The sequence below is a fragment of the Williamsia sp. Y721 genome (assembly GCF_059683565.1).
Map to the genome: position 1 here is coordinate 1 of NZ_JCASNH010000004.1, position 15,185 is coordinate 15,185.

Genomic DNA, 15,185 nt, shown 5'->3' on the forward strand with positions numbered 1-15,185 from the left:
AGGGAAACGCCCGGTCCCATTCCGAACCCGGAAGCTAAGCCTACCAGCGCCGATGGTACTGCACCCTAATCAGTGTGGGAGAGTAGGACACCGCCGAACACAATTTGCGAATACCCTGTATTCGATACCAGCAATGGTCTCGAATACAGGGTATTTTGCTATCTCCAAGTCGGAGTTGGCCAAGGTTGTCGATCTCGGACACCTTCAGGCCGTAGGTGCGTAGGATCCGAGGACATGAGCACCCCTGAGCCTCGGTTGCTGGTGACCACGTCGCGCATGCCATTCGCAGTCGACGAAATCCACAAGGCAGGGACGACCGGCCGTGATGTCACCGCCGCTGACACCTTTAGGGCCTCACCTGGAAGTCATTCGCGGGGCGCCAAGCGGCACGTCCAGGTGCCTGCGCCGGCGCAGGAAACCGCCGCATTCATCGACGCGGTCGACGCTCTCATTGACAAGCATCAGATCAACTGGCTGCTGCCGATGTTCGAGGAGGTGTTCTACCTCGCCGCGTACCGTGACCGTTTCGAAGGGCGCGCCGAACTGTTTTTCCCGTCCTTCGAGACGCTCGCGAAGGTCCACGACAAGGTGACTTTCAGTGCGCTGTGTGAGGAGCTGGGCCTTCCGGTGGCCACCTCGATTGTTGCGACGTCGAACAGTGAGCTCGTCGAAGCAGTGACGCACTGGGAGCATTGGTTTGCCCGTGCGGCCTTTGGGCGCGGTGGGCTGGACGTCATCACCAACTCCGGACCGTTGGCCGGGGAAGGGTCCCTCGAGAACATCACCCCCACACCCGAAGACCCATGGTTGGTGCAGGAGTATCTGCGGGGTGTCGACCGGTGCAGCTGGAGCGTGGTTCAGCACGGTGAGGTTGTGCTGCATTCGTGCTACGAGCACGCGCTCACCATCGACGACCGCGGCGGCATCGTCTACGAATCGGTGGACTCGCCGGAGTCATTGGAGGCCGCGCAAACCATTGCGCGAGAACTGGATTGGCATGGCCAGATCAGTTTCGACTACCTGATGACCGATGATGGTGTGCACCATATGGTCGAGTGCAATCCGCGTCCGACGGCCGGCTGCACAGTCGCAACGGCTGAGGAGTTCGATGCTGCATTGTTCGGGCCTCGCCCCGATCGGGCGGTTGTGGTTCCGCCTGGGCGTAAGAAGGCGATCAAAGCTGCGGTGTTGCGCGACGCGCTGAAACATCCGACCCGTGCGCGTTCCGATCTCGCTGCCGCCAGGGGCGCGGGCGGAGTTTACGAGCAGCCGCACGATCACCTCCCGCTCCTGTATTCAGCGTTGTCGTTGCAGCATGTCCTGAAATACCGCAAGGCCTTGGGACTCAGCCGGAACAAGAAGGAAGAACTGATGGCCGCGCAGTTCTTTGATGTCTTGTGGAACGGTTCTGCGATTCGTTGAGTCGGTGTCGGGCGCTGAGGCGATAGGTGTATCGCAGGCGGAGACGGACCCATCCGACCGCAGCGTTATAGTTGCGTAATGCAACACGATAGAAGTGGGGCAGTGTCGAAGGTGCACGAGGAGTTGGTGCACCTGGTCCGTGAGGTGATGACGGGCGAACGTCCTGCCGAGGGATCCGCCACCTTTGCACAGCACTCGGTTCTGTCGTATATCTCGCGTCATCCCGGTTGCCGCGCCACTGACATCTCGGATTCGTTCGAGGTGCACCGATCGACGGTGTCGCGCCAACTCCGTCAATGCGTCGATTCAGGCTGGGTCCTTGCAGAACCCGGTCCGCTACGCCAGGGGCACCCGCTCACACTCACTGACCTCGGCAGCGATGTTCTCGCGATCGCAGATCGTCAGCGACTCGCGCAGGTTCAATCCCGGGTTCAGGACTGGCCGACAGGTGACGTCGCTGAGTTCGCAACCATGCTTCACCACTTCCGTTCCAAAACCACGCCCGTCCGCACGGGTACCGAGACCCCCGGAGATGACCACTGTGCGTGAATACACGGCCAAGGCAAGCTTCACGATCGCCGACAATGACGCCCTCGTGCGGTCGGTCTACCGACACGCTGAGCAGACACCGGATCTGGTGCTGTTCTCCCGGCCGGACGGCAATACCTGGCGGGATGTGACCGCCACCGACTTCGCCGAGCTGGTGACAGGTGTCGCGAAGGGTCTCATCGAGCGCGGCGTGCAGCCGGGGGACCGGGTAGCGCTGCTCTCGGCCACCCGCTTCGAGTGGAGTCTCTTCGACTTCGCCATCTGGGCCGCCGGGGCGGTGTCGGTGCCGATCTATGACTCCTCCTCGCTCGATCAGATTCGGTGGATCGTCGAGGATTCCGGTGCGGTACTGGCAATCGGGGAATCTGCCGTACACACGGCGGCGTTCGCGAACGTCGGCGTCGACGCACTGGCCATCGATGATGGTGCGGTCGACGCGCTGGTCACCTCCGGCCGCGGCCAGAGTGACAGCAGCGTCCAGGACCGCATCGCGCAGATCCGGGCCGATGACCTGGCGTCCCTGGTGTACACCTCCGGTACCACCGGCCGGCCAAAAGGCTGTCGGCTCACGCACCGGAACTTCTTGTCGGAGGTCCGCGGCATCCAGACCGCCACCATCGGCACGGTGGCCAAGCCCGGCAATCGGATGCTGACGTTCCTGCCGCTCGCGCATGTGCTGGCCCGTGCGGTGTCTTTGGCGATGTTCGAGGCAGGCGGGACGCAGGCGCATTGGTCGGACTTCAGCACCATCGTCGGCCAGTTCTCGCGGTTCAAGCCGCATACCATTCTCGGTGTGCCGCGCGTGTTCGAGAAGGTCCGCGACTCCGCTGCGCAGTCCGCGGCCAAGGGTGGTGCGGCCAAGAAGGCCGTCTTCGATTTCGCCGAGAAGACTGCCGTTCGCTACAGCGAAGCACTCGATACTGGCAAGCCGTCCCTGCTGCTCCGAGTGCAACACCAGGTGTCCGATCGGCTGGTGTATTCGAAACTGAAGGCGGCGCTGGGCAGCGAATGCTGGTTTGCCATTTCGGGCGGCGGCGCACTGATGCCGCGTCTGGGCCACTTCTTCCGGGGTGTTGGCGTGCCGATCTACGAGGGCTACGGGCTGACCGAGTCGACAGCGGCGCACTGCGTGAACGTGCCAGGTGCACAACGGATCGGCAGTGTCGGGCAGCCGATGGGCGGCAACAGTGTCCGCATCGCCGACGACGGTGAAATCGAGCTTGCCGGTGGCGTGATCTTCGACGGCTACTGGCACAACGAACAAGCCACCGCCGACGCGTTCGATGACGGCTGGTTCCGCACCGGTGACCTCGGCGCCCTCGACGACGACGGCTACCTGACCATCACCGGCCGCAAGAAAGACCTGCTCGTGACCGCAGGCGGCAAGAACGTCTCACCGGGTCCGCTCGAGGACCGGATGCGTTCTCATCCGTTGATCTCGCAGGCCGTGGTGGTCGGTGACGGTCGGCCCTTCATTGCTGCGCTGCTGACCGTGGATCCGGAGGTGCTGGCGCACTGGGGCTCTGAGAACGGCAAGGCTGACGGTGCTACGGCCGAAGATCTCCGGGAGGACCCGGAACTGCTTGCGGCGCTGCAGCTTGCGGTCGATGACGCGAACACAACCGTCTCACATTCGGAGGCCGTCAAGAAGTTTGTGATCCTCGTCCGGGATCTGACCGAAGAGGATGGCGAGCTTACCGCCACCCTCAAGATCAAACGAAACGTGGTCTCCGAGCGGTTCTCTGACGAGATCGACGCGCTGTACCACTGAGCGGTGTTTCGCCGGCCAGGCAAAGCGATCGTCTAGAGACCAGACCCAAGCCATCAGCCCGCTTCATGCTCGTGTAGCAGCCCGCCACGCCTCGCGACCGGCCACAACATACGATCTGCGGACGACAGCAGCTGGATCTACAACGACAACCCGTCACCGCTCTGAAGTACTGCACCTGACGTGTCGGGAACCGAGCTGAGCGCGGGTTCCCATGAGAGACGGCCGTGCGTCCTGCCCATCGCCCGGGGGAGTGTTCCGTCGAGGTCAGCGGCGAGCAGATCCCGGTCATCGAGCGCGACGAGGTCGATGTCTTCACTGAGCCTGCCGGCAGGAAGATGTGTTCGCGCAAGCGCTGTTCCGCCGATGAAATGGAGTTTGTCAGCATAATTGCCGCTGAGAAACGCCAAGACGTGTGAAATCAGGTGGTCGCGCTCGACTTGTTCGGGTGCGACTCCGAACTGCTCGGCGACAACATCGCGTTCGTCCAGATTCACTTTTTGACGCCGGCCCATGTCTCGGCGCGACGCAAGGCCGCCCCAAGTCTCTGCGAGATTGCCAACTCGGTGAGTCGGTCGTGATCAGCGCGCCGATAAAGGGTGAATATTGCAGCTTGAACGTCGACCTCTGCGTCACCGAGCGAGGGCCTACGGGCGAGGTCGAGGATGGTTTGCTCCGGGGTGGTCACCAGTGCCGGACCCAACGCGGTTGTCACCTTCTCTGCGTCCACAGTGGTGGTCTTCCGATTGACGAACCGAATCGACGCCGGCCGATCAGTCAACTCGATTATTCGATGCTGCTTTGGTACCGCCACAACCGCAGTTGCCAGTGCTCTCGGCAACGCACCAAGGACGCGGGCAGCGCTGACACCCATCAAAATTGCGTTCTCCGGGCCATAGATGGCCCCAGCGATCCCCGCGGCGACGGCCTCGAGTTCGGGTAGCCACGTCCGGCCTTGATATTGCTGAGGGACAGCGATGTAGTAGCCAGGCGCGGTGCGGTGAACGACGCCGCGATCGACGAGCCGCGCGAGTTCCGGTCGCGGGTGCGCGTAGGTGTCTGCGGCGTCCTGGGGCCGTATTGTTCGCAGCGGTAGTCGCGAAAGGGCAGCGGGTAGCGCGGTCGTACGCTGCGAACCCATAACACCTCCAGTACGCAAAGAGTAGGCTTATAGCCTACGAAATGCATACTACTTACGCCCTGGTCTCATTTCAATGGCGGTGGCTCCCACAATTCGAGCGCATTGCCTTCGGGATCGTGGATTCGCGCGAACCGTCCGATCTCGGGTGTTGCATCCCATTCGGGCTTGACGATCACCGTCATTCCGCTGGCTGTCAGTTGAGCCAATAGACCGTCGAGGTCGCTGACCCGGAGGTTGAGCATGTACTGCTTGTCCGCCGCCCAGTAGTCGGTGCCCGCCTCGAACGGCGAGAAGACAATTGGCCCGCCCTGTACCTGCCACGACCATTCGTCGGCAGGGCCGGCGTCTGGGGCGACGCATCCGGAACCAACGCCGAGATGCTCGCGGTACCAGGCGCGTAGCGCGTCGGGATCCTGTGCGCGAAAGAAGAGTCCGCCTATTCCGAGTACTGGCATTGCGCTCCTCGTTGTGCCGGCGAGCGGGCGTGAAGTCCGCTGATGGAGGTTGGTGCCGCAACGGGCGGCATGTCGATCGTACGGCCGGTCGCCTCTGGTCAGAGGGCTGTTGATCTCCGCCGCATCGTTGACAGACCCTCTCGCGCTGGTACCGTCCGAGCCAGAGCACTAGCTGGCACGAGATCGCACCAGATCTGAAGTGGTGGTACGTCCTATGACGAGTTCACTGTTGCCCTCCCGGGTGGTGATGACCGACGGCTTCCAACGGGCGGCGGCCCGAGTCGCGTCGGTCTATCCGTCGCCGGTACGGCCACTGGCAGAACCTCCGCCCGGCAGCGGGCTGAAGCCCGTCATGGGCAGTTATGGCCTGCCCGGCCTGGGCCACGTGATGGAGAGTGTTGCTCACCCGTTGGCCTTCGGGCGGGAGCGTTACGAATTATTTGGCCCGGTGTCGTGGACTGGTGCCCTCGGATTTCGGATTGTCACGGTGACGGGCCCCGAGGCGCTGCAAGAGGTCTGGCTGGACAAGAACAGAGTATTTTCCAGCGAAATCGGTTGGCAGCCCATCATCGGTCCGTTCTTTCATCGCGGCCTGATGCTCCTCGACTTTGACGAACACCTCTTCCACCGGCGAATCATGCAGCAGGCTTTCACTCGACCGCGACTGGACGGGTATCTCGCGTTGATGCGTCCACTGGTGTCGAAAACACTGGACACGTGGACGCCGGGCGCGAAGGTCCCGTTGTACGACCGCACGAAAGACCTTCTGCTGGAGCTCGCGAGCCAGGTGTTCATCGGTGAATCTCCAGATGGGGCGACAGCACGAAAGCTGTCGCATGCCTTCGACGACGCTGTGCTCGGGGCTCAAGCTGTTGTGCGCCAACCGATTGTGCCCGGGCGATGGTCGCGTGGTCTGCGCGGTCGACGCTATTTGGAACAGTACTTCCGCAGCGCCATTCCCCAGCGGCGCAACGATTCCGGCGATGACCTTTTTACCGTGCTGTGCCTATCGCAGACCGACGAGGGCAGTACCTTCACTGACGAAGACATCGTCAATCACATGATCTTCCTGCTGATGGCGGCCCACGACACCAGCACCATCGCACTGTCGATGCTGATGTACCACCTCGGCAAGGATCCTGAACTGCAACAGCGTCTTCGGGAGGAAGTGCAAGCGCTACCGGACGAAGCGTCGATGGATGATCTCAACGCCGTGAGGCTTCTCGACAACGCCTTCAAGGAATCGCTGCGAATGTACGCACCTGCCGGGACTCTGTTTCGGCAGACCACCGCAGACACCAGCATTCTGGGCCACTTCATTCCCAAGGGCACCGAAATAGCCCTCGGTGTGCATACGTCGATGCGCCTGGACACGTGGTGGGATCGTCCAGATGTATTCGATCCCAGTCGTTTTGATGACCCAGAGATGGTCGCGCAGATGCACCGTTACGCGTGGTCACCGTTCGGGGCCGGCGCGCACAAGTGCATCGGTATGCACTTCGCATCACTGACTGTCAAAGCAATCCTGCATCGCGTGCTCCTGGATTTTCAATGGACGGTATCTGCGAACTATGTCCCGTTGATGGCCTGGGGGACCGGTCCGACACCAGCCGACGGTTTGCCGGTCCGACTCCGCAGAATGGGTTCGGGCACCTAGCAACCAGGATCACGGATTGCAGCGGGATTCGGTGCGCACCGCGATGTCGTAGGCCTGTTTTACCGTGTGCTGCGAGGTCATCGCCGATGATCGACGGCGCGGGGAGGCACCATGGCAACACTGGATTTTGGGGACGACACCAATTTCGACACAAGCGAGCGCGCCACCTGGAGCCTGTTCGCCGAGGAGCTGGCCACCGGGGTGAGGGCCCTCAAACGCCACGAGTTCATCGAGGTGGCACGCACCGATCTGGTCGGCGGATACCACCCGCTGCTGATATTCACAGTGACCGGATCCGGGCGGCTGCGGTGCACGATCGATCCGATGGCCTTCGTGGCCTTCGAGTTGAACGGCTCGCTTTCGGTGGCGCGGGCAGAACGCTTCATCCTGTTGGGGCAGGGCTGGCGGCTGTTGCGCAACCGTGTGATCATCCACGAGGTTGGCAAGCGGAGTGTCGACAAGCTTGTTTCGGCCGCTGTCCGATCACTGTGGCAGGTGTGGAAGTTTGAGAATCCGACGGTCCTGACGGTGCGCTACCCGGCTGCTCCGCTACCCGAGACGCCGGTCCGGGCCGGTGAACAATTCCAAGCGTCTGCCTCTGTCAAACCGCCGGTCAGGGGAGTCAAAAGGGCTGCGGCAGCAACGGTGGGCAATGTGCCCGATGACGCGCCACATCTGCTGGACATGACCTATAAGATCCTGGCCGCGCGCTTCGGGGAACGAGTTACGCTCGACCAGAAGGTAATTGGGTTGGTCACCGATGAGGGTCTCCACACCAACATTCTGGTGTCGCCGCAGACACTACGACTCGAGCTCTGTACGGTGCTGGCGCACCAGATTCCGGACATGGATCTGCTCGGTGCGGTGATCGCCGAACACTCGTCGCGCTGGCCCGACATCTCGATCGTGGTCACGAAAGGCCATGTGTTCGCGGTCCGCGCGATGGAGGCCGCTGTCTTCTCTCAGGCCAATCTCCTGGCGACCTTGCGGGCGTGGCAAGAGTTCTGTAGCGATGGAGCGATCGACATGATCGAGCAACTCCAACCCGAGGCGGAGAACGATGTCGACTGCATGCTGTTCGACCAGGTTCCGGAGCGTCTGATCGATATGGTCGACCGGTACTCCCGCGGTGATCGATCTGCCCTGACACCTGACGAGGTCGCCCGCGGGTGCCGGGGCAACACACCGATGCTGCGCCGGTATGCGCGCATCTGCACCGACCAGATCAGTCAAATGCAGGGTATGGAACAAGCGTGGACTGCCGTCGGCGGTAGTGCCGAGGAGATCGCGGGCTGCCGGCGACAGCGGCAGGCCATCGAACTGTTCATGCCGGTACTGATCGCCTCGATAACCGTTGCCGCACAATACAACGACGAACGGGAGGCGAGGCGGTGGAGTTGAGAGTTGCCGCGTTCCTCCCGGACTTCGGTGGGGCCGGTGGCCGGCGCGAGGGTAGAAGTACAGAGCATAGGACCGTAGGCGAGAGCGTCGCCACCGTGATGGGTTGGGGCGAGATGATCGAAAGTTCGATCGGTGTCAATGACATCAGGGCGCAGGTCGATATTGCGAAGTCGCCACGGCGTGAACGAGAGTCGAACACCGGGCCAACAGCGTCCAAAGAACTGGCGAGAGGGCTTGGTTCCATGGACACCGAGGAGGCACCCGGCGTTTCACCGCGGGTCATCCGACCTGGTTAGCCTGGGAACAAGTCCAAGTGAGGGGGCGCAATGGACTTTCGTCATCTCGAATCATTCATCGCGCTCGCCGAAGAGCTGCATTTTGGTCGGGCCGCCGCGCGGTTGCATCTATCTCAACCATCGCTGAGTGCGCAGCTGCAGAAGCTGGAGAAGTCGCTCGGCGTCACGTTGGTGGTTCGTAACTCGCATGAGGTCCAGCTGACGTCGTCGGGTGTGGAGTTCGCCAAGCAGGCGCGAATGGTCGTCGCTCAGATGGAGAAGGCCGTCGACGTGACGAAGTCAACGGCCGCCGGCCGGGTTGGATCCCTGAATATCGGCTACAACTTCCCCGCAAGCAGGCACGTCCTGCCGGCCGCGCTGACGCGTCTCAACGAGCGGCACCCCAGGATGGCGGTCTCACTCTGGGAGAAAAGGACCGGGCCGCAACTCGATGGCCTGCAGGACGGTTCGCTCGATGTGGCGCTGGTCTATGGCCGTCCCCAGCTCCCAAACCTGCGGGCCAGATTGTTGCTGTCGAAAGTGCCCATTGTCGCTGTGGTCGGTCGCTCGCATCCGTGGGCGGGCCGGACCAGCGTGCGATGCGCGGAGTTGGAAGGCGAGAGGTGCGTCCTGTTCGCCCGCGAACAGTGCCCGGCGATGTACGACGTCATTGTCGCGGCTGCAACTGAGGCCGGGGTCTCGCTCACGGTTGCCCAGACGTCCGATGATCCGAGCGGGACAGCTCACGTGATCGCGGTCAAACCGTACGTCGCATTCGCATCGCTGTCGCGTGCGGCCGCAGTCGGGATGGGTACCGCGGGTGCGTCTTCGGTGGCGGTCAAACTGGTGGATCCGATTCCGACGATCGACCTGTACATGGTGTGGTCGGCGTCATCGGTGAACAGCGCTGTAGACGCGTTCGTGGACTGCGTCGTCGAGATCTGCGGCGAGGCAGTGAGTTCGGCCAGGTCGTCGTCGATCGCACCGGGTTATCAGAGTGCTGCGGTGCCCTGACTGCCTTGGTGGTCAACGTGTTCGACTACTTCAGTCCACTCCGGACAAAGGCATTGACGATGTGGCGTTGCAGCACCACGTAGAGCACGAAGATCGGCAGGCAGGCGAGGCCGGCGAGGGCCATCATCGGGCCCCACTGGTCTCCCTCGGTGCCCATGAAGCTGCGCAGGCCGAGCTGTAGGACGTCATTGCTCGACTGGAGTACCACTGCGGGCCAGAAGTATTCGTTCCACGAGTTGATGAACAGCAAGATCGCCAGCGCCGCCAGCGCCGGTCGTAGGTTCGGGATAACAACGGTCCACAGGATCGACCACGACGAGCGCCCATCCATCCGCGCCGCCTCGATGAGCTCCTTCGGGAAACCAGACATGTGCGTGCGCATCATGAGGACGGCCAGTGCGGAGCTGAGGGTCGGAACCACTACACCGGACAACGTGTTGAGCAGGCCCAGCTGATTGAGCAGAACATAATTCGGCAGCATCGTCACCTGATACGGCACCAACCAGGTACCGACGAAGGCCAGGTACAGCAGGCCCTGGAACTTGAACTTGTAGACCGCAAACGCGTAGGACGCAAGGATAGCGATCAACATTTGGCCGCATGTGGATGCCAGGGCGACCCCGAAGGTGTTCACCATCAGCCGGGTGACGTCGACCTTATCGGCAGCGTCGACATAGTTTTCCACCGATAGCGGCCAAGGTAATGGTGCCAGCGAACTGACGTCGCCGGGTCGGCGCAGCGACGTCGCCACCAGCCAATAGATCGGGAACATACAAGCAAGGGCGATGACCGCCAGCGTCAGGTGACCCCAGATTCGTGCGAGAACCCCTGTGGCCGGAGCCGCGGCAGGCACGGACGGCGGGGGGTTCCCGAGGGTCTGCACCGCGTCCGTCTTCAGAGCGCTGTCAGTTGTCATGGAAGGTGATCCGTTCTGACAGCCAGACCAAGAGGCCGGCGACGATGCCGAAGCCGAGGAACAGGACAATGCCTGCCGCCGCGCTCAGGCCGGCGTTGAACGAGTGAAATCCGTAGTCCCAGAGCAGGTAATAGATGTTGGTTGTGGCACCGGCCGGGCCACCCTGGGTCAGGGTGTCGATCAGCGGGAAACTCCATTGGGCGCTCAGTAAGATCGTCATGAGCGTGAGGAAGACCAGCGTCGGTGACAACAGGGGCATGGTGATCCGCATACCGATCTGCAGGCGAGTCGCACCGTCGAGTTGCGCGGCCTCGTCGTAGTCGGAACTGATCCCGGCGAGGCCGGCGGCGACTGCCAACACCGCAAAGCCGATCAGGTGCCATCCAGTGATCACGATGATCGCCAACTGGGCGGTGTTCTTGTCGTAGATCCAGTTGTGGTCGGTACCCAAGACCCGGTTGATGATGCCGCCGCTGGGATCGAGAAGCCAACGCCAGATCGCTGCACCCGCCACCGGAGCCACCAGGAACGGCGCGAAGATAAGGCCCTGATAGATTCGCGAACTCCGCACTGAGACACTGCGCATGGCGAAACCGATCACCACCGGCACCACCACCGTGAACGGCAGTAGGCCGATGATGAGCACCACCGTCAGCCACACCGCGTCGCCGAGCGCAGGCAATGCGAACAACTGCTGATAGTTGTCGGTGCCGACCGATTTCATCGGGCTGGTGGGCAACAGGTTCCACGACACGGTGGCCAATTGCATGGCCTGTACCAGCGGTCGGTAGGTCCACACGACCAGCAAGATCAACGCCGGAGCGAGGTACAGATAGGGTACGACGCCCCGCCGCAGCCGCGACCACCGCCGGGACCGTGAATGCGGTACCGAAGTGGTCGATCGGCGGGGGAGGGTCGTCGATGCGGCCTGTACGAACATGGTCAGTCAGGTCGCATTCGGGGTGAGCGCCCAGAGTCGTTCGAGCGCAACGGATTGAGGTTCGTTGTACACGTCGTCGACGCCGACGACGTCGACAGACGTGGCCACCGCCGATGCACCGAAGAAGTCGATGCGACTGAACCCGAAACCGACACCGGCGCGGTGCCTTCCCTGCGGCGGCAACGGATCGGTGCGGTAGGACAGGGGTGGTCCGATCCAGACCGGAATGCCCGATAGGGCCGAAGCGCCGGTGTAATGCGCATGACCACACAGGATCATCCGGATATCAGAGCCTGCGATCGCGGATTCGAGCGCACTCGGGTCCGTCAGCCTCAGGAAGTCGACGGTGCCCACCGGCGAATGCACTGGGGGATGGTGTATCACCAGCAGGGTTCCGCCCGGCGCCCGATCTTTGAGAACCTCAGCGAGCCAGTCCAATTGGCTGTCCTCGAGACTACCGTCATGACGCCCGGGCGTTGTGCTGTCGAGTACGACGATGCGGAGGCCCCCGATGTGGTGAGCCACATCGTACGGCGCACCCAGGTCGGTCGAACCGTTTCGACTCAGATCCAGACCGAGACGAAATCCGGCCCGATCGTCGTGGTTACCCATCGCGTAACACACTGTTGCTCCGAGTCGAGCTGCGGTGGGCTCCAACATCGTTCGCAGGGTGCGGTAGGCCTCGGGCGACCCTGCATCGGCCAGATCGCCGGACACGATGATCGCGTCCACCGAACCGTCCCACGCGTCGAGGTGATCGAGTACCTTGCGCAGATTCTGTGTGGTGTCCATCATTCCGTGCATCAGGTCGCCGCCGGTGCTCAGATGGGTGTCGGTGAGCTGGATGACGGTGTGGTCGGGCGTCGTCATGAAACCGGGAGGAGCGTGTTGGCCTGCTCCTGTGCGGCCGTCAGCGCAGTCGCAGGATCGGCGCCCTGGTAAACCGAAGACTCGACGGCCGACATCATGCCGTCACGAATCTGCAGATATTCGTTGCCCGGCATCGAGATCCATGGCTCCATCGATTTCAGTTGTTCGACATTGGGTTCGAGTAGGGGGTTCTCGGTCGCCCAATCCTTCAGTCCTGCGGGGTCATCCATCAAACCGGTACGCAGGGGGAGGTAGCCGATACCACTGGAGATCGTCACGTAGGCCTGTTCGCTTGTCAGGAACTTGATCAGTTCCCACGACGCGCGCTGCTTGGCGGGGTCCGACGAGAAGATGAACAGCGAAGCCCCGGAGTTGGTCGGGACGACGGGCTTGTCACCGAAGCTCGGCATCGTGGTGGACCGCAGATCCCATTTATCTTTGGCACCCTTGACGAATTGGTCCTGGATGGAGCTCGATTCGAGGATCATCCCCATCTCACCGCGGGCGAACGCCTCGTAGCCCTGCTTCTGGGTCAGGGTGGGCGTCGCTCCCGAGTTGACCATCTGCTGTGCCATGCTGACCACCTCGACGGCCGCCGGATCGGCGAACGTCAGGGTGTCCCGGTTCTCCGAGATCACCCGGCCGCCATTCGAACGCACCAGACTCTGGAAGCACCAGTCCTTGGCGGCCTTGGTGAGGCAGTCGATGTACGCACCGCCCTTGCCCGTCTTGTCCGCGATCGTCTTGGCAGCGACTGCGACGTCATCCCACGTACGCGGGGGATTGTTCGGATCCAATCCGGCTTGCTCGAAAAGTGAAGCGTTGTAATAGAACACCGGGGTGGAGAAGACGAATGGGACGCCGTACGTCTGGTCCTCCCAGTCGCTCAACGTGCGTGCGGTCGAAGCGAAAGGATGCGTTGCTCCCTCGAAGTTCTGCTCCACAGCCTCGTCACCGACCAGGGCGTCCAGTGATTTCGCCTGCAGTTGGTTGACGGTGAAGTCGAGGTCCGAGAACCCCAACTGAGCGACGTCGGGGGGATTTCCGGCCGTCATCTGGTTGCGGATGCTCGAGACGGTGTCGGTGGCCGGGTTGGGGCTGTTGCCTGCGGGCTTCTGCGGGGTGACGGTGATGTTCGGGTGCTTTTTGGAGAAGTCGGCGATTAGGCTGTTGAACGTGTCCGTCCAGGCACCCGCCAGACCGTAGTTGTAGCTCTCGAAGACGATCGAGACCTTCTGGTCGGCAGCCAATTCCGGGATGGCCGAGGTTGTCGTCTCGTCGTCGGATGTACTGGACATACAACCGGTGAGCGTCAATAGTGACGCGACCAATGGAACGGCAAGTTTGAGTCTGGCCTTCACAGCGGTGCTCCTAGGTGAAAGAGAGTTGCGGATGGACGGGCCGTGCTGCCGGGTACTGCCAGTGCAGCCGCCGGCCGTTTTCGGGGTCGAACAGATGGAGATCGGCAGTGTCCGCGGTGAGAGTGATGTCCGAGCCGACGCGCAGGCCGCGGGCGACTCCCACGCGAGATATCCGCGCGCACAACGTCACCGAGTTGACAGCACAGTGCACCAGGACATCTCCGCCGAGATTCTCGGTCAGTGTCACCACCGCGTGCAGTCGCACTGACTTCTCGGCCAGACCCTGTCCAGCGTGATCGGCGCGGTCGTCCAGTCGCAGACGCTCTGGACGGATACCCAACGTCAAACGGCGGGCGTTGACCTCATCGCTTGCGGCGTTGATTCCCAGAGGTACAACCACGTTTCCGACGGTCGCGACCAATTGGCCGGCCTCGACACGGATGTCGGCGTCCACGAGGTTCATCGGCGGAGCGCCGAGGAAAGCGGCGACGAATACCGATTGTGGGCTGTCGTATAACTCTTCGGGTGTTCCGACCTGCTCGATGCGGCCCTTGTTCAGCAAAGCGATGCGGTCGGCCATCGTCATCGCCTCCACCTGATCGTGGGTGACATACAAGAACGTCTTGTTGACCCGCTTGTGGAGTTCGATCAGTTCTGTACGGGTGACGGCGCGGAGCCGGGCGTCGAGGTTGGAGAGGGGTTCGTCCATCAGGAAGGCGTCGGGATCGCGGACCATGGCGCGGGCGAGGGCAACTCGCTGCCGCTGCCCACCCGAGAGTTGACCCGGCCGGCGGGTGAGTAGTTCGGTCAATCCCAGCGAGGCGGCGACGCGTTCGACGGCCTCTTTCGTCTCCTGTTTCGGAATCTTGGCCGTCTTCAACGGGAAGGCGATGTTCTTTGCGACGGTCAGATGTGGATACAACGCGTAGCTCTGAAACACCATCGCCAGGTTGCGTTCTCGTGGTTGAACATCGGTGACGTCGGCGCCATCGATCACCACGGTGCCCTCCGTGGGCGTCTCCAGACCTGCGATGATGCGCAACAGCGTTGACTTGCCACACCCACTGGGGCCGAGGAGGACCATGAACTCCCCGCTGGGGACGGTGAGGTCGATCGAATCCAGCACAGTGGTGCCGTTGAATCGTTTTGTCATCCCGTTCAGGAACAGTTCGCTCATGCGACGGTTGGTGTTGTCGTGGAGGCGGTCATCGAGGCAATTCCTTCTCTTCGGCGCAGGCCGGATCATCGGTGACCTGCTATTGACTGCCTGAAAGGGGCTGTCCCAGTTAGTGTCACCGAAGCGAGCGTGCCGAGAGATGGCGATAGGGAGCGTCGATTGCGCGAGAGGGATAGCGCTCGGCAGACGGCACCGGTACGGTGCGCGGTGCAGCGGTTGAGGTTGTCCCGGTACCGGAT

At 62.3% G+C, this 15,185-nt stretch carries 14 protein-coding genes and 1 rRNA gene; 7 read left to right on the forward strand and 8 right to left on the reverse strand.

Going from position 1 to position 15,185, the window contains the following annotated elements:
- The 4 genes from rrf to AC56PL_RS19540 form a co-directional block, all read left to right on the forward strand.
- Nucleotides 1-99, forward strand: a 5S ribosomal RNA gene (gene rrf / locus AC56PL_RS19525); the annotation flags it as partial.
- Nucleotides 100-234: 135 nt separating this feature from the next.
- Complete coding sequence (locus tag AC56PL_RS19530) at nt 235-1,422, forward strand: ATP-grasp domain-containing protein (RefSeq protein WP_497154854.1); 1,188 nt, start codon at nt 235-237, stop codon at nt 1,420-1,422.
- A gap of 78 nt (nt 1,423-1,500) precedes the next feature.
- Nucleotides 1,501-1,971, forward strand: coding sequence for a MarR family transcriptional regulator (locus AC56PL_RS19535; protein WP_495518386.1), 471 nt, complete (start codon nt 1,501-1,503; stop codon nt 1,969-1,971).
- Nucleotides 1,964-3,742: an AMP-dependent synthetase/ligase gene (locus AC56PL_RS19540; protein WP_497155294.1), complete on the forward strand. Its 1,779-nt coding sequence runs from the start codon at nt 1,964-1,966 to the stop codon at nt 3,740-3,742. The genes AC56PL_RS19535 and AC56PL_RS19540 overlap by 8 nt, the downstream gene beginning before the upstream one ends.
- Before the next feature lie 137 nt (nt 3,743-3,879).
- Here AC56PL_RS19540 and AC56PL_RS19545 read toward each other — a convergent pair whose 3' ends face one another.
- The 3 genes from AC56PL_RS19545 to AC56PL_RS19555 all read right to left on the reverse strand — a co-directional run bounded on the left by AC56PL_RS19545 (nt 3,880) and on the right by AC56PL_RS19555 (nt 5,335).
- Nucleotides 3,880-4,236, reverse strand: coding sequence for a nucleotidyl transferase AbiEii/AbiGii toxin family protein (locus AC56PL_RS19545; protein ID WP_497154855.1), 357 nt, complete (start codon nt 4,234-4,236; stop codon nt 3,880-3,882).
- Nucleotides 4,233-4,880: a type IV toxin-antitoxin system AbiEi family antitoxin domain-containing protein gene (locus AC56PL_RS19550; protein WP_497154856.1), complete on the reverse strand. Its 648-nt coding sequence runs from the start codon at nt 4,878-4,880 to the stop codon at nt 4,233-4,235. The genes AC56PL_RS19545 and AC56PL_RS19550 overlap by 4 nt, the downstream gene beginning before the upstream one ends.
- A gap of 65 nt (nt 4,881-4,945) precedes the next feature.
- The gene (locus AC56PL_RS19555; RefSeq protein ID WP_497154857.1) at nt 4,946-5,335 is read right to left on the reverse strand and encodes a VOC family protein; all 390 of its coding nucleotides are present in this window, start codon (nt 5,333-5,335) and stop codon (nt 4,946-4,948) included.
- Nucleotides 5,336-5,549: 214 nt separating this feature from the next.
- Between AC56PL_RS19555 and AC56PL_RS19560 the strand changes: the two genes are divergently transcribed.
- The 3 genes from AC56PL_RS19560 to AC56PL_RS19570 all read left to right on the forward strand — a co-directional run bounded on the left by AC56PL_RS19560 (nt 5,550) and on the right by AC56PL_RS19570 (nt 9,682).
- On the forward strand, nt 5,550-6,992 hold the full coding sequence (locus tag AC56PL_RS19560) for a cytochrome P450 (protein ID WP_497154858.1): 1,443 nt from the start codon (nt 5,550-5,552) through the stop codon (nt 6,990-6,992).
- A 111-nt stretch (nt 6,993-7,103) separates the two neighbouring features.
- Complete coding sequence (locus AC56PL_RS19565; RefSeq protein WP_497154859.1) at nt 7,104-8,393, forward strand: TY-Chap domain-containing protein; 1,290 nt, start codon at nt 7,104-7,106, stop codon at nt 8,391-8,393.
- Between the two features lie 326 nt (nt 8,394-8,719).
- Nucleotides 8,720-9,682 (forward strand): LysR family transcriptional regulator, encoded by a 963-nt coding sequence (locus tag AC56PL_RS19570; RefSeq protein WP_497154860.1) that lies wholly within the window; start codon nt 8,720-8,722, stop codon nt 9,680-9,682.
- Between the two features lie 25 nt (nt 9,683-9,707).
- On the opposite strand, the gene AC56PL_RS19575 is transcribed toward AC56PL_RS19570, so the two are convergent.
- From AC56PL_RS19575 to AC56PL_RS19595, 5 genes are all read right to left on the reverse strand, one after another.
- Nucleotides 9,708-10,454, reverse strand: coding sequence for an ABC transporter permease subunit (locus AC56PL_RS19575; protein ID WP_495518434.1), 747 nt, complete (start codon nt 10,452-10,454; stop codon nt 9,708-9,710).
- Nucleotides 10,455-10,587: 133 nt separating this feature from the next.
- A complete protein-coding gene (locus tag AC56PL_RS19580) occupies nt 10,588-11,538 on the reverse strand; it encodes a carbohydrate ABC transporter permease (RefSeq protein ID WP_497154861.1) in 951 nt (316 codons plus the stop codon).
- Between the two features lie 6 nt (nt 11,539-11,544).
- Complete coding sequence (locus AC56PL_RS19585; RefSeq protein WP_495518378.1) at nt 11,545-12,408, reverse strand: metallophosphoesterase; 864 nt, start codon at nt 12,406-12,408, stop codon at nt 11,545-11,547.
- Nucleotides 12,405-13,706: an ABC transporter substrate-binding protein gene (locus AC56PL_RS19590; protein ID WP_497154862.1), complete on the reverse strand. Its 1,302-nt coding sequence runs from the start codon at nt 13,704-13,706 to the stop codon at nt 12,405-12,407. Before AC56PL_RS19590 ends, AC56PL_RS19585 begins: the two co-directional genes overlap by 4 nt.
- 73 nt (nt 13,707-13,779) lie before the next feature.
- Nucleotides 13,780-14,946, reverse strand: a complete 1,167-nt coding sequence (locus tag AC56PL_RS19595) for an ABC transporter ATP-binding protein (RefSeq protein WP_497154863.1) — start codon at nt 14,944-14,946, stop codon at nt 13,780-13,782.
- Nucleotides 14,947-15,185: the final 239 nt, after the last annotated feature.

Bases quoted from the DNA above. Each gene is read 5' to 3' on its own strand.
- AC56PL_RS19530 (WP_497154854.1), top strand. From the start codon at position 235: ATGAGCACCCCTGAGCCTCGGTTGCTGGTGACCACGTCGCGCATGCCA.
- AC56PL_RS19535 (WP_495518386.1), top strand. From the start codon at position 1,501: ATGCAACACGATAGAAGTGGGGCAGTGTCGAAGGTGCACGAGGAGTTG.
- AC56PL_RS19550 (WP_497154856.1), bottom strand. From the start codon at position 4,880: ATGGGTTCGCAGCGTACGACCGCGCTACCCGCTGCCCTTTCGCGACTA.
- AC56PL_RS19555 (WP_497154857.1), bottom strand. From the start codon at position 5,335: ATGCCAGTACTCGGAATAGGCGGACTCTTCTTTCGCGCACAGGATCCC.
- AC56PL_RS19560 (WP_497154858.1), top strand. From the start codon at position 5,550: ATGACGAGTTCACTGTTGCCCTCCCGGGTGGTGATGACCGACGGCTTC.
- AC56PL_RS19565 (WP_497154859.1), top strand. From the start codon at position 7,104: ATGGCAACACTGGATTTTGGGGACGACACCAATTTCGACACAAGCGAG.
- AC56PL_RS19570 (WP_497154860.1), top strand. From the start codon at position 8,720: ATGGACTTTCGTCATCTCGAATCATTCATCGCGCTCGCCGAAGAGCTG.
- AC56PL_RS19575 (WP_495518434.1), bottom strand. From the start codon at position 10,454: ATGTTCCCGATCTATTGGCTGGTGGCGACGTCGCTGCGCCGACCCGGC.
- AC56PL_RS19580 (WP_497154861.1), bottom strand. From the start codon at position 11,538: ATGTTCGTACAGGCCGCATCGACGACCCTCCCCCGCCGATCGACCACT.
- AC56PL_RS19585 (WP_495518378.1), bottom strand. From the start codon at position 12,408: ATGACGACGCCCGACCACACCGTCATCCAGCTCACCGACACCCATCTG.
- AC56PL_RS19590 (WP_497154862.1), bottom strand. From the start codon at position 13,706: ATGTCCAGTACATCCGACGACGAGACGACAACCTCGGCCATCCCGGAA.
- AC56PL_RS19595 (WP_497154863.1), bottom strand. From the start codon at position 14,946: ATGAGCGAACTGTTCCTGAACGGGATGACAAAACGATTCAACGGCACC.